Here is a 22,128-nt window from a genome sequence, read left to right as displayed (position 1 = left end):
CCAGGGATTCGGGACCGACTCCGGCCTCGATGAGCAGGCGGGCCAGTCGATTGGCGCGCTCGTCGAGTTCGGCATAGGTCAGCTCGGTCGCGCCGAACACCAGGGCGCGCGCCGCGGGGGTGCGCTGCGCCTGGGCGTCGAAACCGGCGTGCAGGAACAGATCCGGGACCTTGTGGCCGGTGGCGTTCCAGGAATCCACGACGTAGTCGAGCTCACCGGCGTCGAGAAGTTCGATATCGCCGACCGCGCGCTCGGGCGCGGCGGTGGCGGCGGTGAGCAGGCGGATGAATTTGGCGGCGAACTCCGCGACGGTCGGCTCGTCGAACAGTTCTGTGGCGTAATTGAATTCGGCGCGATAGCCGTCGCCGTCCTCGGCAACGGTGAGCTGGAGATCGAATTTGGCGAAACCGGCGTCGAATTCGACGGTCTCGGTGTCCAGACCCGGGAGTTCGGGGGTGGCCACGCCCAGGTTCTGGAAGACCAGCGCCACCTGGAACAGCGGGTGGCGATTGCGGGCGCGGGCCGGATTGAGCACCTCGACCAGGCGCTCGAACGGCACATCGCGGTGCGCGAACGCGCGCAGATCCCGTTCCCGGGCAACCGAAATCAGGTCCGCGAAGGATCGGTCGCCGCGCACCTCGGTGCGCAGCACCAGCGTGTTGACGAACATGCCGACCAGATCGTCGAGGGCGCGTTCGCCGCGACCCGCGACGGCGGTGCCGATGGCGATATCGGTGGTGTTCGACAGACGCGCCAGCAGGGCGGCCAGCGCGGCGTGCATGACCATGAACGGGGTGGCCCGGGCCTGGGCGGCGAGGGTGTCGACGGCGGTGCGCAATTCGGCGTCGAGCGCGAACCCGACGCTCGCACCGCGATATCCGGAGACCGCCGGGCGCGGACGATCGGCGGGCAGATCCAATTGCGCGGGCAGCTCCGCGAGTTCCCGGGTCCAGAACGAGAGCTGGCGCGCGGCAAGCGATTCCGGATCGGCGTCATCGCCGAGCAGGCGCTGCTGCCACAGGGCGTAATCCGCGTACTGGATCTCGAGGGGAGCCCGGTCCGGCCGCTCCCCCGCACGGCGCGCGGTGTACGCCTCGACCAGATCGCGCACCAGCGGGGACATCGAGACGCCGTCGGCGGCGATATGGTGCACCACCAGCACCAGGGTGTGATCGGTGGCGTCGACGCGCAGCAGGCGCAGGCGCAGCGGAACCTGTGCCGCCACATCGAATCCGCGCTTCGCCTCGGCCTCGATGGCGGCGCGCAGGGCGGCGTCGGTGGTGTCGGCCGGGGTCAGCTCGGCGGCGATGGGGTGCCCGGGCGCGGTCGAGCCGAGCGGCGCCGCGTGCACCAGTTGGATCGGACCGGCGGGAGTCTGCGGGTAGGAGGTGCGCAGCACCTCGTGCCGGACGATCAGATCGGTGACCGCACCGGTCAGCGCGGCGGTGTCCAGTTCACCGCGCAGGCGCAGCGCGACGATCACATTGTCGACCGCCGCCGCGTCGAAACCGTCGGCGGGCGTGGCGGATTCGTCGTGCGCGAGACGATTCAGGAACCACATGCGCTGCTGGGCGGGTGAGAGCGGGACCAGGGCGGGCCGCTCCACCGCCGCCAGCACCGGGCGATCGGCGTCGAATTCGGCCGGGCCGATCAGTTCGGCGTCCGAATCCAGCTGTGCGGCCGGATCATCCGACAGCAGCGCCAGCGCGGCCACGGTCGGGCGCTCGAAGAAATCCCGCACGTCCAGGGTGATGCGCAACGCCTCCCCCACCCGGGCGATGGCCCGGGTGGCGATCAGCGAATTGCCGCCCAGGGCGAAGAAGTCGTCATCCGCGCCGATTCGGTCGGTACCGAGCAGATCCGCGAAAATGGCCGCCACCGCCAGTTCGGCGGTGGTCTCCGGCGCCCGGAATTCGACCGCGGCATCGGTGAATTCGGGCTCCGGCAGCGCGCGCCGATCCAGCTTGCCGTTCGGGTTGAGCGGGAATTCCGACAGCGCCATGAGTACGGCCGGAACCATGTACTCGGGCAGCCGATCCCGCGCGGCCGCCAGCACCGCGGCGGTGTCCAGCTCATCGGCGGTGGGCACCACGTAGCCGATCAGATGGTCGCCGGTGGCGGTGTGGTGCAGCAGCACCGCGGCCTGCGCCACCTGCTGATGGCTCAGCAGGGCGGCCTCGACCTCGCCGAGTTCGATACGCAGACCGCGCAGCTTCACCTGGAAATCGGTGCGGCCCAGGTATTCCAGCTCGTTCGGGCCACCGTCCACGGCGGGCTGCCAGCGCACCAGGTCACCGGTGCGGTACATGCGATCACCGGGCGCGCCTTCGGGATTGGCGACGAAGCGCTCGGCGGTCAGGCCGGTGCGCGCGACGTAGCCGCGGGCCAGCTGCACACCGGCCAGGTAGAGCTCACCGACCACGCCGGTCGGGACCGGGCGCAGATTCTCGTCCAGCACCAGCAGATCGGTGTCATCGGCGGCCGCGCCGATCGGCACCTGCACGGTGTCGGCGGCGGTCACCTCGTGCGCGGTCACGTCGACCGCGGCCTCGGTGGGGCCGTACAGATTGTGCAGCGTCGCACCGCTGACATCGCGGAATCCGGCCGCGGTGGCGGCGGGCAGCGCCTCACCGGAGGCGAAAACCGCACGCAGCGAATCGGATACGCCCTCGTGTGCGGCCTCGGCCACGAACACCGACAGCATGGACGGCACGAAATGCGCGACGGAGATGCCGTAGTCGGCGATGGTGCGCAGCAGATAGGCCGGATCGCGATGACCGTCCGGCTCCGCGATCACCAGGCGCGCACCGATCTGCAAGGGCCAGAAGAACTCCCACACCGAGACGTCGAAGGTGAAGGGGGTCTTCTGCAGCACCGCGTCATCGCCGTGCAGCCGGTACATGCGCTGCCGCCAGCGCAGGTTCGCCACGATGGCGCGATGCGAGACCGCGACGCCCTTGGGGCGGCCGGTGGAACCGGAGGTGAAGATGACGTAGGCGATATTGTCCGCCATCGCCTGCGGCACATCGGGATCCGCGATCGGGGACCGCGCCGTGTTCGCGGCGGTGCGCTCGGAATTCGGTGCGGTGCGCTCGAACTCGTCGATGCGCAACACCGGGACGGCGGTCTCGAAATCCGGTTCATCGGCCGTGGTGGTCAGCACCACGGCGGGATTCGCGACCGACAGCACGTACGACAGGCGCTCGGCCGGATGATCCGGGTCCAGCGGCACATATGCGCCACCGGCCTTGATGATCGCGTACATGCCGACCAGCAGTTCGAACGAACGCCGCACGGCCAGGCCGACCAACACATCCGGACCGACACCCGAGGCGATCAGGCGCCGCGCCAAAGTATCGGCGCGAGCGTCGAATTCGGCGTAGGTCAGGCTTTCGCCGCCGAATTGCAGCGCCACCGCGTCGGGCGTGCGGCGCACCTGCTCCTCGAACAGCGTCGCCAGGGTTTCGACCGGGGCCAGATGCGGGGTGAGCACGGCGGCCGCGGCCTCGATGGCGTCATCGAGCAGGTCGTCCAGGACGGCGGTGAGCGCGCCCTCCTCCCCCTCCATGAGCGCCGGCAATTGACCCGAGATGACGACCTGCACCAGGGCCTCGGGTTCCAGTGCGCCGCCCATGGCCTCGGCCAGCGCACCCAGTTCGGCCGCGAGCGGGCCGTAGGCGACGGTGAGCTCCCCGTGCCGGACCGCGATGCGGTCCGGGTCCAGGGCTGCCACCGTTTCGATCAGATTCGGCAGGTCCGCGGCGCCGTAGGCGCTGCGCAGCGCCGCATGGTTACCGAACCGGTTGAGGGCGACCGACTCCACACGAGACATCAGAGGTCTCCTTCTGACTGAACCAGCGCCTGCGCCGCGCCCGAAAGCGTGTGCAGGACTTGGGACAGGCCACCCGCACCGAGGGCGGCCAGGATGCCGGGCACCAAACCGGCGAGCGCGATATTCACCAGGGCCTCCGGCTTCGCCGCGGCGCCCATGGCCCGGGCGACGGCGGCGATCTTGGTGGCCAGATCGCGGTAGGTGACGCTGTGCGCGCCGTGCGTGACGGCGACAGCGTCGGGAGCGAGCTCGGCGGCGGCTGCGATGAGCGCCGGGAGTTCGGCCGCGGGCACCTCGGCGGGTGCCCGCTCCGCCCCGGCCGTCGCACGCGACGGCACCGGGGTGGACGCCGGACCGGAGTTGCCGCTGCGAGGCCGCTCCGATTCGGTACGAATATCGATGGCGCGCACCGTGATCGCCGGATTGTCGGCGATCGCGGTGAGCACGCCCAGCAGCCGCTCCGCCAGCAGGCGAATGGTGGCGGCGTCGAAAATATCGGTCGCGTAGGCGAATTGCATGCGCAATCCGGTGACGCGACCGCGCGGATCGTACTGCTCCAGCGCGGTGAGCTGGAGGTCGAACTTGGCCTCGGCCAGGCGCGGTTCCAGCACCTCGACATCCAGGCCCGGCAGGGCGACCGTGCCGGTGTTCATGTTCTGGTAGGTGAACATGACCTGGAACAGCGGGGTGTAGGCGGTGGAACGGGCGCGGCCGGACGCGGCCAGCACCGCCTCCACCACCCGCTCGAACGGGGCGTCGGCCTGGGCCAGGGCGGCCAGATCGCGGTCCCGGACCTGGCGCAGCAGATCGGTGAACGGCGCTCGGGTGTCCACCTCGGCGCGCAGCACCACGGTATTGACGAACATGCCGATCAGGTCGTCCAGGGCGCGTTCACCGCGACCGGCGACCGGGGTGCCGACGGCGATATCGCTCAGGCCCGACAGCTTCGACAGCAGTACCGCGAAAGCACCGTGCAGTACGCCGAACAGGGTGGCGTTGTGCTCGCGGGCCAGCGTGGACAGGCGGTCGATGAGTTCGGCGGCGATCTCGAAATCAACCGTGTCGCCACGCATTTCGCGGCGAGCCGGGCGCGGGCGATCGGTGGGCAGCGGGAGCTGCTCCGGCAGACCGGCCAATTCGGTGCGCCAGAAATCCAGCTGGGCATTGAGCAGGCTGTGCTCGTCGAGCTCGGCGCCGAGCACGGTGCGCTGCCAGTCGCTGTAATCGCCGTACTGAATGGCCAGCGGCGTCCAGGCCGGAGCCGTGCCGTCGAGGCGACTCGTGTACGCCGACACCAGGTCTCGCGCCATCGGTGCGACCGAGTAGCCGTCGGTGCTGATGTGGTGCATGACCACGACCAGCACATGATCGGTCGGCGATACCGACAGCAGCGCGATGCGCACCGGCGGCGCGATCGTGACATCGAAACCGGCGGAGACGATTTCGGCGATTCGATCGTCGATACCGTTGGCGGATACCGGAACCGGGGTCAGATCGAAGTGCACGTCATCCACCGCGAGCACCTGCTGCACCTCGCCGCTGTCCAGCTTGGGGTAGCGGGTGCGCAGCAATTCGTGCCGCCGCACCAGATCCCGCAGGGCCGCGGCCAGGGCCGCCCGGTCCAGGGTGCCGGTCAGCCGAATCGCGGCGGGCACGTTGTACGCGCCCGACTCCGGGTAGAGCTGGTTCACCACCCACATGCGCTGCTGTGCCAGCGACAGCGGGGCGGGTCCGGTAGCGGTCCGGCGGACCAGGGCGGGCCGGGTGTCCGACGGATCGATCGCGGCCAGCCGCTCGGCCAGCGCCAGCACGGTCGGGGCCTCGAACACCGCCGCCACCGGCACCCGCACACCCAGATCCGCGCCCAGGCGGGCCGCGAGCCGGGTCGCCATGAGCGAATTACCGCCCAGGGCGAAGAAATCGGCGTCGAGGCCGACTGCGGCACCGGACTCCGGGGTCGCGGCTACCTCGGCGGCAGCCGCATCGGTCGCGGCGAGGCCGATGACCTCGGTGAACGCGGCCGCCACCAGGCTCTCGATCCGCGACACCGGGGCGCGGTACGCGGCGGCGGTGAAGGCCGGCTCGGGCAGGCGCGCCCGGTCGACCTTGCCATTGGCATTGAGCGGCAACGCGTTCAGCACCACCAGGGCCGCGGGGACCATGTAGTGCGGCAGCTCGGCCGCGAGTCCGGCGCGCAACCCGGCCGCCACCTCGTCGTAGCGGGCCGGGTCGGCACCCGGCACGGCCGCATAGGCGACCAGCCTGGCTCCATTGCCACTGTCATCGCGGGCCACCGCCACGGCGGCGGTCACCCCGTCCTGTCGACGCAGCGCCGTTTCGACCTCACCGAGTTCGATGCGGAAGCCGCCGATCTTCACCTGGAAATCGGCGCGATCGACGTATTCCAGTGCGCCATCGGCACGGTGGCGCACGATATCGCCGGTGCGGTACAGGCGGCCCGCGCCGAACGGGTTGGCCACGAAGCGATCCGCGGTCAGGCCGGGACGGCCGTGATAGCCGCGCGCCAGCTGCGCACCGGACAGGTACAGCTCGCCCGGCACCCCGATCAGCACCGGCTGCAACCGCGAATCCAGCACGTACGCACCGCTGTTCCAGGCCGGAACACCGATCGGGACGACCTGGCCCGGCTGCTCCGACACCTCGAACGCGGTGATGGACACCGCGGCCTCGGTCGGGCCGTACAGGTTGAACAGGCGCGCCGAACCCGAGGCGTGCAGCCGCAGGAACTCGGCGGCGGTGGCGGTGGGCAGGGCCTCGCCGATGGCCAGCACCGTGCGCACCGAGGCCGGGAGGGGGCCGGTGGTGAGCAGCATGCCGAGCAGCGACGGGACCGGGTGCAGGACGGTGACGGCGTGGGCGTCCAGCAATTCGCGCAGGCGATCCGGATCGCGCTCGTCACCGGGGGCGGTGACGACCAGGCTGCCGCCGCTGGTGAGCGGTGACCAGAACTCCCACACCGAGAGATCGAAGGTGGCGGGCGTCTTGAGCAGTGCGCGATCCCGCGCACCCAGGGCGAAGGTGTCACCCAGCCAACGCAATTGGTTGGCGATGGCGGCGTGCGGGAGGGATACGCCCTTGGGCTTGCCGGTGGAGCCGGAGGTGAAGATCAGGTAGGCGGGGTTGTGCGCGCGCAGCGGACGCACCCGCTCACCGTCCACGATCGGCGCGGCCGAGTACGCGGTGGTGTCGAGGCGGTCCACCTCGTGCACCGGAACCACGGTCTCGAACGGGATGCCATCGGCGACCGTGGTGAGAACCGCTGCGGGAGCGGCGGTCTCGACGATGTACGCGATGCGATCGGCCGGGTGGTCCGGATCGATCGGCACGTACGCCGCACCGGACTTGACCACCGCGTACATGGCGATCACCAGCTCGACCGAGCGGCGCATGGCCAGTACCACCGTCTGCTCCGGACCGACGCCGTCGGCGATCAGGCGGCGGGCCAGCCGGTTCACCCGGGCGTCGAATTCGGCGTAGTCCAGGGCGGTTTCGCCGTCGGCGCTCAGCAGCGCGGCCGCGTTCGGTGTAGCCGCCACCTGGGCGTCGACCAGATCCACCAGGGTGACCGGAGCGACCGCGTTCGCGGTGGCATTCCACTCCGTGAGCACCCGTTCGCGCAGGTTCGCGCCGAGCAGATCGATCGAGCCGACAATGCTGTCCGGTTCGGCCGCAACGGTTTCCAGCACTCGCCGCAGGGCGGCGGCGAAGCGGAGCGCGGTGGCCTCGGTGAACAGATCGGTGGCATAGCCCAGGGTCAGTTCGACACCGGCGGGCACACCGGCGTCACCGTAGTGATCGACCGCGAACAGGTGCAGGTCGAACTGGGCGATCTCATTGTCGAAATCGACCTCCGAGACCGTCAGACCGGGCAGCTCCAAGGCCGCGCGCTCATGGTTCTGGAAGGAGAAGCCCACCTGGAACAGCGGATGCCGGGCGGTGGAGCGCTGCGGGTTGAGCACCTCCACCAGACGCTCGAACGGGACGTCGGCATTGCCGAAGGCGGCGATATCGGCGGTGCGCACCCGGCCCAGCAGGGCCGAGAACGGTTCCGCCGCATCGATTTCGGTGCGCAGCACCAGCGTGTTCACGAACATGCCGATGATGTCGTCCAGGGCGGCCTCGCCACGCCCGGCGATCGGGGTGCCGACGGTGATGTCGGCGGTGCCGGACAAGCGGGCCAGCAGCGCCGAGAACGCCGCGTGCACCACCATGAACAGGGTCGCGCCGTGGCGGCGGCCCACCTGGGTCAACTCGGCGTGCAACTGCGCGTCGACGCCGAACGCAATGCGCTGACCGCGCAGGCTCTGCCGCGCCGGGCGCGGGAAGTCTGCGGGCAGGTCCAGCTGATCCGGCAGCCCGGCGAGGGTTTCGCGCCAGAAGGTGAGCTGCTGTGCCGCAATCGATTCCGCGTCGCTCTCGGCACCGAGCAGGGCGCGCTGCCACAGGGCGTAATCGGCGTACTGCGCCGCCAGCGGTGACCACGCCGGCGCGGCACCGGCCAGGTGCGCGTCGTAGGCGTGCATGAGATCGCGCACGAACGGCACCAGCGAGGAACCATCGGCCGAAATATGGTGCAGCGCACCGGCGAACACGTATTCGGCGGCCGGTGCATCGGTGATCCGGAACAGCGCGAAGCGGACCGGGACAGCGGTGGTGACATCGAATTCCGCGCCGGTGAGCTCCAGCATGCGCTGCGGCAGTTCGGCTTCGGTGCACTCGATGACATCCAGCGGCTGAGCGGCCTGTTCGGCGGACAGTACGACCTGTACCGGTCCGGCGGCGGTCTCCGGATAGACGGTGCGCAATGTCTCGTGCCGCGCGACGAGTTCGGCCACGGCGGCGCGCATGACGGCGATATCCAGATCACCGCGCAGGCGCAGTGCCAGCGGAATCGTGTACGCGGTCGAGCTGCCGTCGAAGCGGTTCAGGAACCACATGCGCTGCTGCGCGGGCGACAGCGGCAGGTTCTCGGGCCGCTCCCCCGCCACCAGCGCGGGCCGCGAAAGCCCCTGCGGCGCAACCTCTACCCGGGCCGCCAGGGTGCCGACGGCCGATGCCTCGAACATGGCCCGCACACCCACGGTGGTGCCCAGCGCCTGCCCGATCCGCGCGACCGCCTTCGCGGCCAGCAGCGAACTGCCGCCCAGCTCGAAGAAGTCGTCGTCCACGCCGACGCGCTCACTGCCGAGCAGATCGGCGAACACACCCGCCACGATCTCCTCGACCGGAGTGGACGGAGCCCGGAACACCTTGGCCTCGAACACCGGCGCGGGCAGCGCCTTGCGATCCAGCTTGCCGGAGGCATTGAGCGGGAACGCGTCCAGCACCACGAACGCGGCCGGGACCATGTAGCCGGGCAGTGCCGCCGCGAGTGCGGAGCGGATCTGATCCAGCTGTACGCGATCGGCGGCGGCCGCCGAAACCTGTGCGCTGTCAACGGCACCCGCGCCACGAGTGTTCGCGGCGGTGTCCGCGATGCCTGTGCCCGCGGTCGCGGCGCTTTCCGGGGCGTTCGCGATATTCGCGACGGGGGCGGCGGAGATCGCGGGGACCAGATAGGCGACCAACTGGTCACCGAGACGGTCATCGGAGCGGACCACGACCACGGCCTGGGCGATGGAATCCTGTGCGGTGAGCGCGGATTCGATCTCACCCAGCTCGATGCGCAGGCCGCGCAGCTTCACCTGGAAATCGGTGCGGCCGAGGTATTCGATCTCGCCCTCGGCGTTCCACTTCACCAGGTCACCGGTGCGGTACATGCGCTCGGAAGCACCGAAGGGGTTGGCCACGAAGCGATCCGCGGACAGATCCGGGCGACCCAGGTAGCCACGGGCGAGCTGATCACCCGCGAGGTACAGCTCACCCGCGACACCCGGTGCGACCGGGTTCAGGCGGGCGTCGAGCACGTAGGTGCGGGTGTTCCACACCGGGCGGCCGATCGGCACCGACAGCGTGTCGGCGTCGACAACCTCGTGGTACGTGACGTCGACGGCGGCCTCGGTGGGGCCGTACAGGTTGTGCAGGCGCGCACCGGTCAGCTCGCGCAACTGCTGCGCGATGGTGACTGGCAGGGCTTCACCGGACGCGAACACCTGACGCAGGCGAACCCCTTCGTCATCCCGGCGTGCTTGTGGCCGGGATCCACCCTCCGCTGTGGATCCCGGCCAAGAACGCGCCGGGATGACGGGGGCAGTCTCGCCCAGCGCCGCCACGAACAGGGCCAGCATCGAAGGCACGAAATGCGCTGTGGTGATGCCCTCTTCGGCGATCACCCGGGCGAGGTAGGCCGGATCGCGGTGGCCGTCGGGCTTGGCGACGACCAGGCGCGCGCCGGTCTGCAAGGGCCAGAAAAACTCCCACACCGACACATCGAACGTGGCCGGAGTCTTCTGCAGCACAGCGTCATTCGCGTCGATCGGGTACTCGTGCTGCATCCACAGCAGACGGTTCACGATCGCACCGTGCTCCACCGCCACACCCTTGGGGCGACCGGTCGAACCGGAGGTGAAGATGACGTACGCGGTATGCGACGGGCTGATCGCCTGTCCGCGTTCGGCATCGGTGATCGGCGCGGCCGAGTACTCCGCGAGATCCAGGGTGTCGATCTCCAGCAGCAGGGCACCGCTGGCGGTGGCGACGGCATCGCGACCGGTGGTCAGGATGGCGGCCGGGCGAGCCGTATCCAGCACGTAGTCGATGCGGTCGGCGGGCTGATCCGGATCCAGCGGAACGTAGGCCGCACCGGCCTCGAGCACCGCGTACATGGCGATCACCAGGTCGACCGAGCGGCGAATCGCCAGGGCGACAGTCGCTTCCGCGCCGATGCCCTGGGCGATCAGGTGCCGGGCCAGGCGGTGCACCCGGGCGGCGAACTCCGCGTAAGACAGTTCCACGCGAGCCGGTGCCTGCTCGGGCATCGCCTCGAAGACGATGGCTCGCGCATCGGGGGTGGCCGCGGCCTGCGCCTCGAACAGCGATACGAGGTTGGCCTCGGCCCGCCCGGCCATGAGACCCGTTGCGTCTCCGGCGAATTCACCCGGGCTCACGGCGGCGTTGGCCCGAGCCTCGGTCAACGCGGGAGCGCCGGACCGATTGCCGGGCAGCACGGTGGTGATGTCGCGGGTGGTGGCGTTCCAGTCGGTGAGGACGCGGCGGCGTTCGTCGGCGCGGAGCAGGTCGATATCGCCGACGGCGATCATGCGGTCGGAGGCGACCGTGGCCAGCACCTGTTCGAAGCGGCGGGCCAGCAGGGCAATGCTGTCGGCGTCGAAAAGATCGGTGGCGTAGGTGATCTCGACGGCCATGCCGCCGGTGCGCCCTTCGGCGGCGAAGGTTTCGGTCACCGTGAACTGCAGGTCGAACTTGGCGATGCCCGCCTCGATCTGCGCGGGGTGCACGCGCAGACCGGGCAGTTCCAGGGTGGGCAGCGGGAAGTTCTGGAAGGTCAGCGCCACCTGGAAGAGCGGGTGCCGGTTCTGGGCGCGGGCGGGGGCCAGTGCCTCCACGACGCGTTCGAACGGGACATCGGTGTGCGACAGGGCCGCGATATCACCGGCGCGGACCTGACCGAGCAGGGTGTCGAATCCGGTGCGCGGATCGATCTCGGTGCGCAGCACCAGGGTGTTGACGAACATGCCGATCAGGCCGTCCAGCGCCTGTTCGCCGCGTCCGGCGACCGGGGTGCCGATGGCGATATCGGTCGCACCGGAGAGCCGGGACAGCAGCACCGCCAGCGCCGCGTGCACGGTGCTGAACATGGTGGTGTCCAGCTTCAGCGCCAGCGCGGCGAGATCACCGTGCAGGCCGGCGTCCACCGTGAAGTGGTGCGCGCCGCCGCGCTGGGTCGACACCGCCGGGCGCGGGCGATCGGCGGGCAGGTCGAGCTGTTCGGGCAGTCCGGCCAGCCGGGTGCGCCAGTAGTTCAGCTGGCGCGCGGCCTCGGACTCCGGATCGGTGTCCGCGCCGAGCACCTCGGCCTGCCACAGCGTGTAATCCGCGTACTGCACGGGCAGCGGCTGCCAGGCCGGGAGCTGACCGGTGTGGCGCGCGGTGTACGCCGCCATCAGATCCCGGGCCAGCGGGCCGAGCGAGAAACCGTCGGCGCTGATGTGGTGCAGCACCAGTGCCAGTACGTGTTCGGTGTCCGACAGCCGGAAAAGCTCGGCACGCACCGGGGTTTCGACGGTCAGGTCGAAGGCGTGGGTGGCGGCGGCGACCAGGCGGGCATCCAGTTCGGATTCCGCGAGCTGCTCCGCGACCACGGCCGGAACACTCTGTGCCGCAGGCAGAATCACCTGCTCCGGACCGTCCACACCATCGGGGTAGACGGTGCGCAGGATCTCGTGGCGCTCCACCAGATCGGCGAGCGCACCCGCCAGCGCGACCGCGTCGAGCTGTCCGGAGAACCGGATCACCAGCGGGATATTGTCCGATGCCGCACCGGGTCCGGCGGTCTCCTCGGCCGCCCAGTACCGGTTCAGGAACCACATGCGCTGCTGCGCCAGGGCCAGCGGCAACCGCGCCGGGCGCATGCGCGGCAGCAGCGGCGTGCGCGCACCCGCACCGGAGAGCTCGTGCGCGTACTCGGCCAGCGCTGCCACACTGCGGGTTTCGAACAGCGCGCGCACCGGGATCTCACAATCCAGCGCGGCGCCGATGCGGGCGACCGCACGCGCCGCCAGCAGCGAACTGCCGCCGAGCGCGAAGAAATCATCATCCACACCGGCCCGCTCGAGGCCGAGCAGTTCGGCGAACACACCGGCCACCGCGATCTCGGCGGGCGTGCCGGGCTCCCGGTACGCCGCACCCTCGAAAGTCGGGGCTGGCAGCGCGGCGCGATCCAGTTTTCCATTGACCGTCAGCGGAATTCGATCGATCACCACGATGGCGGAAGGCACCATATGCTCGGGCAAACGACGGGCGATCGCCTGCCGGAGCACGGCGGTGTCCACGGTCCGCTCGGCCACCACGTAGCCGACCAGGCGGTCCTCGGCGACGATATCGTCGTGCCGGACCACCACAGCCGCCTCGCGCACACCGCGCTCATCGAGCAGCGCGGCCTCGATCTCACCGAGTTCCACGCGGAATCCACGCAGGTTGACCTGCTGATCGGCGCGACCCAGGTATTCCAGCTCCCCGGTCGCGGTCCAGCGGGCCAGGTCGCCGGTGCGGTAGGCGGCGGTACCGGCGGGGCCGAACGGGTCCGCGACGAAGCGTCCCGCCGACAGCGCCGGGCGCGACAGATAGCCACGCGCGAGCTGCCCGCCGGAGACGTAGACCTCACCGGGCACACCCGGCGCAACCGGGCGCAGCCGCGAATCCAGTACGCGCACAACCAGGCCCGGCAGCGCACCGCCGATCACACTGGCCGAACCGGTGTCCGGGGTGATGGGGCGGTACGACACGTGCACCGTGGTCTCGGTGATGCCGTACATGTTCACCAGTGCCGGAGCCTGCGGATGCCGAGCGAACCAGTCGCGCAGCCGCTGCGGCTCCAGGGCCTCGCCGCCGAAGATCACCACGCGCAGCGCGAGATCATCGGCCTGCCGCTCCTGATCGGCGGCGATGAGCTGATAGAACGCCGACGGGGTCTGGTTGAGCACCGTAACCCGCTCGGCGGCAAGCAGTTCCCGGAACTGCTGCGGCGAACGCGAGGTGAAGTAGTCGACCACCACCACACTGCCGCCGGACAGCAGCGGACCCCACAGCTCCCACACCGAGAAGTCGAAGGCGTAGGAGTGGAACATGGTCCACACATCGGACGGGCCGAACGCGAAATGCCGGTGCGTATTGTCCAGCAGCCGAACCACATTGACGTGCGGGATGAGCACGCCCTTGGGGCGGCCGGTGGAACCGGAGGTGTAGATGACGTAGGCGGTGTTCGCCGGATTCAGCGCGGCACGGCGATCGGCGTCGGTGACCGGGGCGTCCGAATAGCCGGACAGATCAGCCGAATCCAGATCCAGCACCGGACCGCCGAACCAGCCCGCGGGCAGATTCGCGGCCGCGCTGGTGAGCGCGCACACCGGACGGGCGTCATCGAGCACGTACTCGATGCGGTCGGCCGGGTAGTTCGGATCGATGGGCAGGTAACCACCACCGGACTTGAGCACCGCGAGCAGCGCGACGACCAGTTCGGCGTTACGCGGAAGCGCAACGGCCACCAGCGATTCCGGACCGACACCGGCGGCGATGAGACGACGGGCCAGCCGGTTCGCGCGGGCATCGAGCTGGGCGTAGGTGAGGGTGGTGTCGCCCGAGCGGATGGCCGTGGCGAACGGATCGATCAGCGCGACGGCGGCGAAACGATCCGCCAGCGTTGCGGTTTCGGCGATATCCGCGCCGGTGGCGGACCACTCGTGCAGCACCAGCTCGCGCTCATCGGCGTCCAGGACCTCGATATCGCCGACCGGCAGCAGCTCGTCATTCGCGACCGCGGTGACCACGCGCTCGAAACGGCGAGCCAACGCCGCGATGCCCTCGGCATCGAAAATATCGGTGGCGTAGGTGAATACGGCGGCCAGGCCACCGTCGGCCTGCTCACCGACGGAGAGTTGCAGATCGAATTTCGCGGTGTGGGTGTCGATATCGAGCCGCGACACCTCCAGGCCCTCCAGTTCGAGGGCCGTGCCCGCGATGTTCTGGAAGTCCAGCACCACCTGGAACAGCGGGTGCAGACCCTGGGTACGCACCGGGTTCAGCGCCTCGACCAGCCGCTCGAACGGGACATCGGCGTGCGCGAAGGCGCGCAGATCGGCATCGCGGACGGCGGTCACCAACTCCGCGAACGAGTTTCGCGGCGCGACCTCGGTACGCAGGGCCAGGGTGTTGACGAACATGCCGACCAGGCCGTCCAGCGCCTGCTCACCGCGACCGGCGACCGGGGTGCCGATGGCGATATCCGACTGTCCGGACACCTTGGCCAGCAACGTGGCGAGCGCGGCGTGCACCACCATGAACAGCGAGGCGTTCGAACGCTCCGCGATCTCCCGCAGCCGCTCGTGCACTCCGGCATCGAGGGTGAACTCGTACCGCGCGCCATGCCCCGAGGCGCTGGCCGGACGCGGCCGAGCCAACGGCAGCGACAGCTCCGGAGCCAGTCCGGAGAGCTCCGCGCGCCAGAACGAGATCTGCTGCGCCAGCAGCGACTCCGGCACATCGGCATCCCCGAGCAGCTCCCGCTGCCACAGCGCGTAATCCGCGTACTGCACCGGCAGCGGAGCCCACAGCGGCACATCGCCGCGGCGGCGCGCGGCGTACGCGGCCATCAGATCGAAGGTCAGCGGCGCGACCGACAGACCGTCGGCGGCGATGTGATGCACCGCGAACACCAGCGTGTGCTCGGCCGCGGAGGTACGAAGCAGATTGAGGCGCAACGGAACCCGGGTGTCGACGGCGAACGGGGTGAGGGCCAGTTCGCGGATGCGGGCATCCAGATCGGCGGCGGCGACATCCTCGGTACGCAGGCCGACGGCCGCTTCGGCGAGTGCGAGCACCCGCTGGCGGCCGATGCCGTCGGTGGCGGGGTAGATGGTGCGCAGGGTTTCGTGGCGCTCGATGACATCGTGCAATGCCGCCGCGAGCGCCTCGCGGTCGAGGTCGCCGGACAGGCGAATCGCGGCGACCAGGTTGTCGGCCACCGAGGCGGTGTCGAAGCGGTTCAGGAACCACATGCGCTGCTGCGCGTAGGACAGCGGCACCGTGTCCGGGCGCTCGCCCGCGAGCAACGGCGGGCGACCGCCGGTACCCGCGAGATCGGCCAGGGCGGCGGCCAATTCGGCGACCGTGCGGGCGTCGAAGATGAGCCGCACCGGAACGCGGGCGTCCAGCGCCGCGCCGAGGCGGGCGGTCAGGCGGGTGGCGATGAGCGAATTGCCGCCCAGGTCGAAGAAGTCGTCGTCCGCGCCGATGGCGGCGCTGCCGCCGAGCACCTCGGTGAACGCGGCGGCCACCAGGCGCTCGGCCCAGGTGCCGAGCGCGCGGAATTCACGGGCCGCGAATTCCGGTGCGGGCAGCGCCCTGTGGTTGAGCTTGCCGTTCGGGGTCATCGGCAGTTCGGCGATGACCGTGTAGGCGGCGGGCACCATATGCGGGGCCAGGCGACCGGCCAGGCTCGCCCGCACCGTTTCGGTGCGCACGCCCGCGGCGGCGTCGGCGGGCACCAGGTAGGCGGCGAGCTGATCACCGCGCACCGGGTCGGTGTGCACCACCACGACGGCCTGGCGCACCTGCTCGTGCGCGGCCAGTGCGGATTCGATCTCACCGAGTTCGATGCGGTAACCCCGCACCTTCACCTGGGAGTCGTTGCGGCCCACGTAGACAACGGAACCGTCGACGGCCCAGCGCACCAGATCGCCGGTGCGGTACATGCGTTCGCCCGGCGCCCACGGGCAGGCCACGAAACGATTCGCGGTCAGCTCCGGACGGCCGTGGTAGCCGCGCGCCAATTGCGTTCCAGCCACATACAATTCGCCGATCGCGCCGACCGGAACGGGCGCCAGCGCGGCATCGAGCACCCATTCGCGCACACCGCGGATGGGGCGGCCCACGTGCACGGGCTCACCCGCGCGCAGCGGCTTGGACATATTCACGATGACCGTGGTCTCGGTCGGGCCGTAGGCGTCGACGATGGTCCGCCCGGCCTCGACCCAGCGGCGCACCAGTTCGGCCGGTACGGCCTCACCGCCGACCGCGACCGACTGCACATCGGGCAGATCCGCCGGATCCAGCGAGGCGGCGGCGGACGGCGTCATGGCCAGGTGCGTGACCCGTTGCACCCGAGCGAAATCCGCGAGCTCCTGGCCGACGGTCGCACCGGCCGGCGCGATCACCAGGGTGGCCCCGGAATTGACTGCCAGCAACAGTTCGGCAACCGAGATATCGAAGGACGGCGAGGCCACGCTCAGCACGCGCGCGCCCGGATGACCGAAGTAGTGCACGGTCTGCTCCGCCGCCAGGCTCACCAGCGCCTCGTGCGTGACCAGCACGCCCTTGGGCAGACCGGTGGAACCGGAGGTGTAGATGGCGTACGCGATGTGCTGCGAGTGCAGCGGGCGCGGCCGATCGGCGTCGGTGATCTGCTCGGCCGAGTATCCGGCGCAGGCCCGCTCGAATTCGGGATCGTCCAGCAGCAGCCAGGGCAGCGGCCCGGGCAGCGCGGCCCGGGACGCGGCCGTGGTCAAGCCGAGTACCGCGCGGGAATCGGTCACCATGTGGGTGATGCGGTCCACCGGGTAGGCGGGATCCACCGGCAGCCAGCCCGCACCCGATTTGGTGACGGCCCAGACGGCGGTGACCTGCTCGATGGAACGCGGCACGCCGATCGCGACCAGATCGTCCGGGCCGATGCCGCGCGCGATCAGCAGGCGCGCCAAACGCGAAGAGGCGGCGTCGAGTTCGGCGTAGGTGACCGAGCGGCGCTCATCGCACAGCGCGATATCGTCCGGATCGGCCTCGGCGACCTCGGCCAGCACATCGGGCAGCAAACCGGTCGCGACGACCGGGCCACCGGAACGGGTGGTGAGGTTGGCGTATTCGCGCGGGGACAGCAGCGGTAGATCGGCGACGAGGGTCGCGGGGGCGGCGGTGACGGACTCGAGCAGGCGCAGGAAGCGCGCGGCGAGTACGGAGACGGAGGCGGAATCGAAGAGGTCCGTGGCGAAAGCGAACTCCGCCTGGATCCCCGCCGGTGCCGGACCTTCCCCGGGACCGGCACCGGCGAAGCTTTCGGTGACCGCGATCGATAGGTCGAACTTGGCCACTCCGGTGTCCAGCGTACCCGGCATGGCAAGCAATCCGGGCAGTTCGATGTCGATATTCCCGGTACCGGTGAAAGACAGCGTCACCTGGAAGACCGGATGGCGGGCTTGTGAGCGGGCCGGATTCAGGGTCTCGACCAGCTGCTCGAACGGCACATCGGCGTGCGCGAAGGCGGCCAGATCGGATTCCCGTACGGCGCCTAGCAATTCGGCGAAGGTGCTGCGCGTGTCGATGTGCGTGCGCAGCGGGAGGGTGCCAACGAACATACCGATCAGTTCGTCGAGATCGCGTTCACCGCGGCCGCCGACCGGGGTTCCGATGACGATGTCATCACCCCCGGACAACCGCGCGAGCAGCACCGCGAGCACCGCGTGCATGAGCATGAAGGCTGAAACCCCATGTTCCTGAGCGGTTTCCAGCAATTTAGCGTGCAGACCGGCCGGTATTTCCAATTGGAGCGTGCCGCCGCGGCCGCTCGCCACCGCCGGGCGCGGACGGTCCGAGGGCAGATCCAACTGCTCCGGCGCACCCGCGAGGGTGCGCGTCCAGAACTCCAGCTGCTGCGCCAGCAGGGAATTGGGATCGGCCGCGTCGCCGAGCCGTTCCCGCTGCCACAGTGCGTAATCCGCGTACTGGAGCGGCAGCGGGGCCCAGCCGGGCGCGTGACCCGCCAGCCGGGCGGTGTACGCGGCCACCAGATCCCGCGCCAGCACGGGCAGCGACAGACCGTCCGCCGCGATGTGGTGCAGCACGACGGCGAGCGCGAAATCCGCTTCGCCACTGTCCTGTTCGTCCCGAATGTCGAAAAGTCGGGTGCGGAACGGGATCTCGGTCTCGAGATCGAAACCGCGCGCGGCGAACTCGAGCAGCTCGGCCTCGAGGTCGGCGGCGGCGATCTCCTCCACCACGGCGATCAGATCGGTGCCCGCGATCAGACCCGTCGCGGTGCCGTCGAACTCGGTGACCACATCGGCCGGCAACTGATCGGCGAGCGTCTCCAGCGCCCCGCGCGGGGACAGCGAGGCCGCCGGAATCACGCGCTGGCACGGACCCTGCGGGGTCTGCGGGAACACGGTGCGCAGCACCTCGTGCCGGCCCACCAGATCCGCGATCGCGGCCCGCATGGCGTCCGCGTCCAGCTCACCGCGCAGGCGCAGCACGAACGGCATGTTGTAGTCGGCGCTGCCGGTGGCGAACCGGTTCATGAACCAGATGCGCTGCTGGGCGGGCGAGAGCGGAAGCACCTCGGGGCGCTCGCGCACCGCGAGTTCCGGTACCTTCGTGCCGAATTCGGCATCGTCATCGAGGAACTGCCGCTCCACCAGCTCGGCCAGCGTCGCCACCGTCGGCGCGCCGAAGAGCTCGCGCACCCCGATCCGACAGCCCAGATCACCGCTGATGCGCGCCGCCACCCGGGTGGCGATCAGGCTGTTGCCACCCAGGGCGAAGAAGTCGTCGTCCAGACCCAGGCCATCGCGCTCGAGCACCTCGCCGAAGACCCGCGCGACCGCCTGCTCCACCACCGACACCGGGGCGCGGTAGACGGTGACGGTCGGCTCCGGCGCGGGCAGCGCCCGGCGGTCCAGCTTGCCGGAAGCGTTGAGCGGCAACGCGTTCAACACCACGTACGCCGACGGCACCATATAGGAGGGCAGCGCCTCGGCGGCCCCGGCGCGCAGGGCCGTCACATCCGGTGCCTGTCCGGCGGCCGGAACCAGGTAGGCGACCAGCTGTTCGTCGCGGACCACCACGACCGCCTGGCGCACGGAATCCAGTGCGGCGAGCACGGTTTCGATCTCGCCGAGCTCGATGCGCAGACCGCGCAGCTTCACCTGGAAATCGGTGCGCTCCAGGTAGACCAGTTCGCCCTGGGGCGTCCAGCGCACCAGATCGCCGGTGCGGTACATCAATTCACCCGCGTCGCCGTGACCGTCGCGCCCGGTGAAGGGATCGGCGACGAAGCGCTCCGCGGTCAACCCCGGCCGTGCCACGTAGCCCCGGGCGAGCTGAACCCCCGACAGATACAGCTCACCCGGGGTCCCCACGGGGACCGGCCGCAGACGTGAATCGAGCACGTACAGCCGGGTATTGGATACGGGCGCGCCGATCGGCACCACCTCGGTATCCAAGTCGGTGACCGCGTGGAAGGTGACGTCGACCGCCGCCTCCGTCGGTCCGTAGAGGTTGTGCAGTGCCGCGCCGGTGAGCGCGCGCAGGCGCTGCGCGGTGGCGGCGGGCAGCGCCTCACCGGAGGCGAACACCAGACGCAACCGCATATCCCGCGCGGACGCCGCGACCAGCTCGCCCAGGAAGACCGCGAGCATGGCGGGCACGAAGTGCGCGACCGTGACCCGTTCGCGGACAATGGTTTCCGCCAGATAGCCGGGATCGCGATGCCCGTCCGGGGTCGCCACGATCAGCGTCGCGCCGATCTGCAACGGCCAGAAGAACTCCCACACCGAGACATCGAAGGTGGCCGGAGTCTTCTGCAGCACAATGTCTTCGGCGGTGAGGCCGTACTCGGACTGCATCCAGGCCAGCCGGTTCACGATGCCGCGATGAGTGACCGCCACACCCTTGGGAAGACCCGTCGAGCCCGAGGTGAAGATGACGTACGCGGTATTGGAAGGACGCAGCGGCGCAAGCAGTTCCGCCGCCTCGATCGGCTTCGCGGAGTATCCGTCCAGCGCGAGCTCGTCCAGATTCAGCACGGGCACGCCGAAGTCGGCGGCGGGCCGGTCGGCCGAGCCGGTCAACAGCACGGCCGGACGCGCGGTCGCCACGATATGCGCGGTGCGATCGGCCGGATGATCCGGATCCAGCGGCACATAGGCCGCGCCCGCGGCCTGCACCGCGTACAGCGCCGTCACCAATTCGGCCGAACGGCGCAGATGCAGCGCCACCATGGTCTCCGGGCCGACGCCCAGCGAAATGAGGTGCCGGGCAAGACGATTCACCTGTGCGGCGAGTTCGGCGTAGGTCAGTTCGACGGCCGGTTCCCCGGCGTACCGCAGCGCCACCGCGTCCGGGGTGCGCGCGGCCTGCGCCGCGAACATCGACACCAGCGTCGCGTCGTCCGCCACCGCCGGTTCCGCCGCGGCGAAGTCCCGCCCGGTGTCATTCCAAATCCGCAGGCTCACTTCGCGTTCCAGCTCGGTGATGACCGGAACCTCGGCCAGCGGGGCCGCCGGATCCAGTTCCAGCAGCCGCTCCAGGAAACCGGTGAAGCGTGCGTGATGCCGGGCCAGATCGTCACTGCCGTACAGATTCGGATTGGCCTCCAGCTCCAGATGCAGCTGATCGGTGTCGGCGTAGTAGACCTGCAAGCTCAGGTCCTCGACCGGACCGGTGGTGAGCACGTGATAGCGCGCCGTCGCGGCGCCGAGCGGCAGCGCCATATCGAAGAGCATGAAATTGGCCAGCGGGCCGAACAGTGCGCGCCGGGTCTGCTGCCCGTCGCGATCGGCGTCCCGGCGAATGTCCTCGTGCCGATACCGCTGATGCCGCACCGCGTTCGACAATTCCTGCCGGGCTCCGGCCAGCACCGCGCCCCAGCTGTCCTGATCGCCGACGGCCAGGCGCAGCGGCACGATATTGGAGAGCATGCCCGCCGAACGCCGGGTGTAGTCATCGGTGCGCGCGGTCACCGGCAGGCTGACCACCACTTCGCGCTGATCGGTGAGCCGGGCCAGATACGCGCCGAAGGCCGCCAGCAGCACCACCACCGGCTTCGAATCCCGTTCGCGGGCAACCTGGTTCACCCGATCGAGCACCCGCTGCGGCAACTGCCTGCCGAACCGCAGATTGGCGGCGGCGGGCGGGGCGGTGCGGCGATCCAGGGTGGTGGCCTCGAGGCCCAGCACCCGATCGGCCCAGTACTCGCGGTCCCCGGCGAACTGTGCGCTGGCGCGATAGCGCTGCTCGGACTCGACCAGCACCGGGATATCGCCCGGATCGATGGTCGAGGGTTCGCCGCCGGTCATCAGCGCGTTGTAGCGATCGGCCACGCGCAGCGTGATGTTCAGCGCGCCGAAGCCGTCCAGCAGGATGTGGTGGCAGCGCAGATAGAAGAAGTATCGATGGTCCGCGACCTGCAGCACCGCACCGTTGAACAGCCGGTCGCGCAGCAGATCCGCGGGCGCGGAGAAATCGGCGTGCATCCATTCGCGGGCGGCGGCGATCGGATCGGCCGCATCGCGCATATCCAGGTACGGGACCGGAACCGGCAGCGTGGGATCCACGATCTGCTTGGGCTGGCCGTCGACCTCGATCAATCGGGTGACCAGCGCCTGATACTCGCGCATGGTGTGGCCGGTGGCCTCGGCGATGGCGGCCGGATCGAGTTCGCCCTGCACGTCCACGTACTGCGCGACATTGATCGGCACATCCGGATCGAGCAGCTGGGCGTACCAGAGTCCGAGCTGACCCGGGGTGAGTTCGAAGGCCTCCGGCGCGGGGCCGTTGCCCACCGCCCGATCGCTGCCCGGTCCGAAACCACCCAACTCCGTACCCTGCAC

General features: G+C 69.9%; 2 protein-coding genes (1 of these 2 running past the window's edge). Both read right to left on the bottom strand.

What is annotated here, in order from left to right; genetic code table 11:
* Positions 1 to 3,832, bottom strand: the start of a protein-coding gene (locus ACFVUS_RS31720) for a non-ribosomal peptide synthase/polyketide synthase (protein ID WP_387774944.1). 24,827 nt of this gene lie to the left of the window's left edge; 3,832 of the gene's 28,659 nt are visible here — the first part of the coding sequence; its start codon is at positions 3,830 to 3,832; its stop codon lies beyond the left edge, outside the window.
* Positions 3,832 to 22,128 carry a non-ribosomal peptide synthase/polyketide synthase gene (locus ACFVUS_RS31715; RefSeq protein WP_387774941.1) on the bottom strand — a complete coding sequence of 6,099 codons (18,297 nt, stop codon included), beginning with the start codon at positions 22,126 to 22,128 and terminating at the stop codon, positions 3,832 to 3,834. Before ACFVUS_RS31715 ends, ACFVUS_RS31720 begins: the two co-directional genes overlap by 1 nt.

The sequence above is a fragment of the Nocardia sp. NPDC058058 genome, from assembly GCF_042885355.1.
Lineage (GTDB): Bacteria > Actinomycetota > Actinomycetes > Mycobacteriales > Mycobacteriaceae > Nocardia.
The sequence above is the reverse complement of the archived record's forward strand: the minus strand, read 5'-3'. Positions and strand labels throughout refer to the sequence as shown.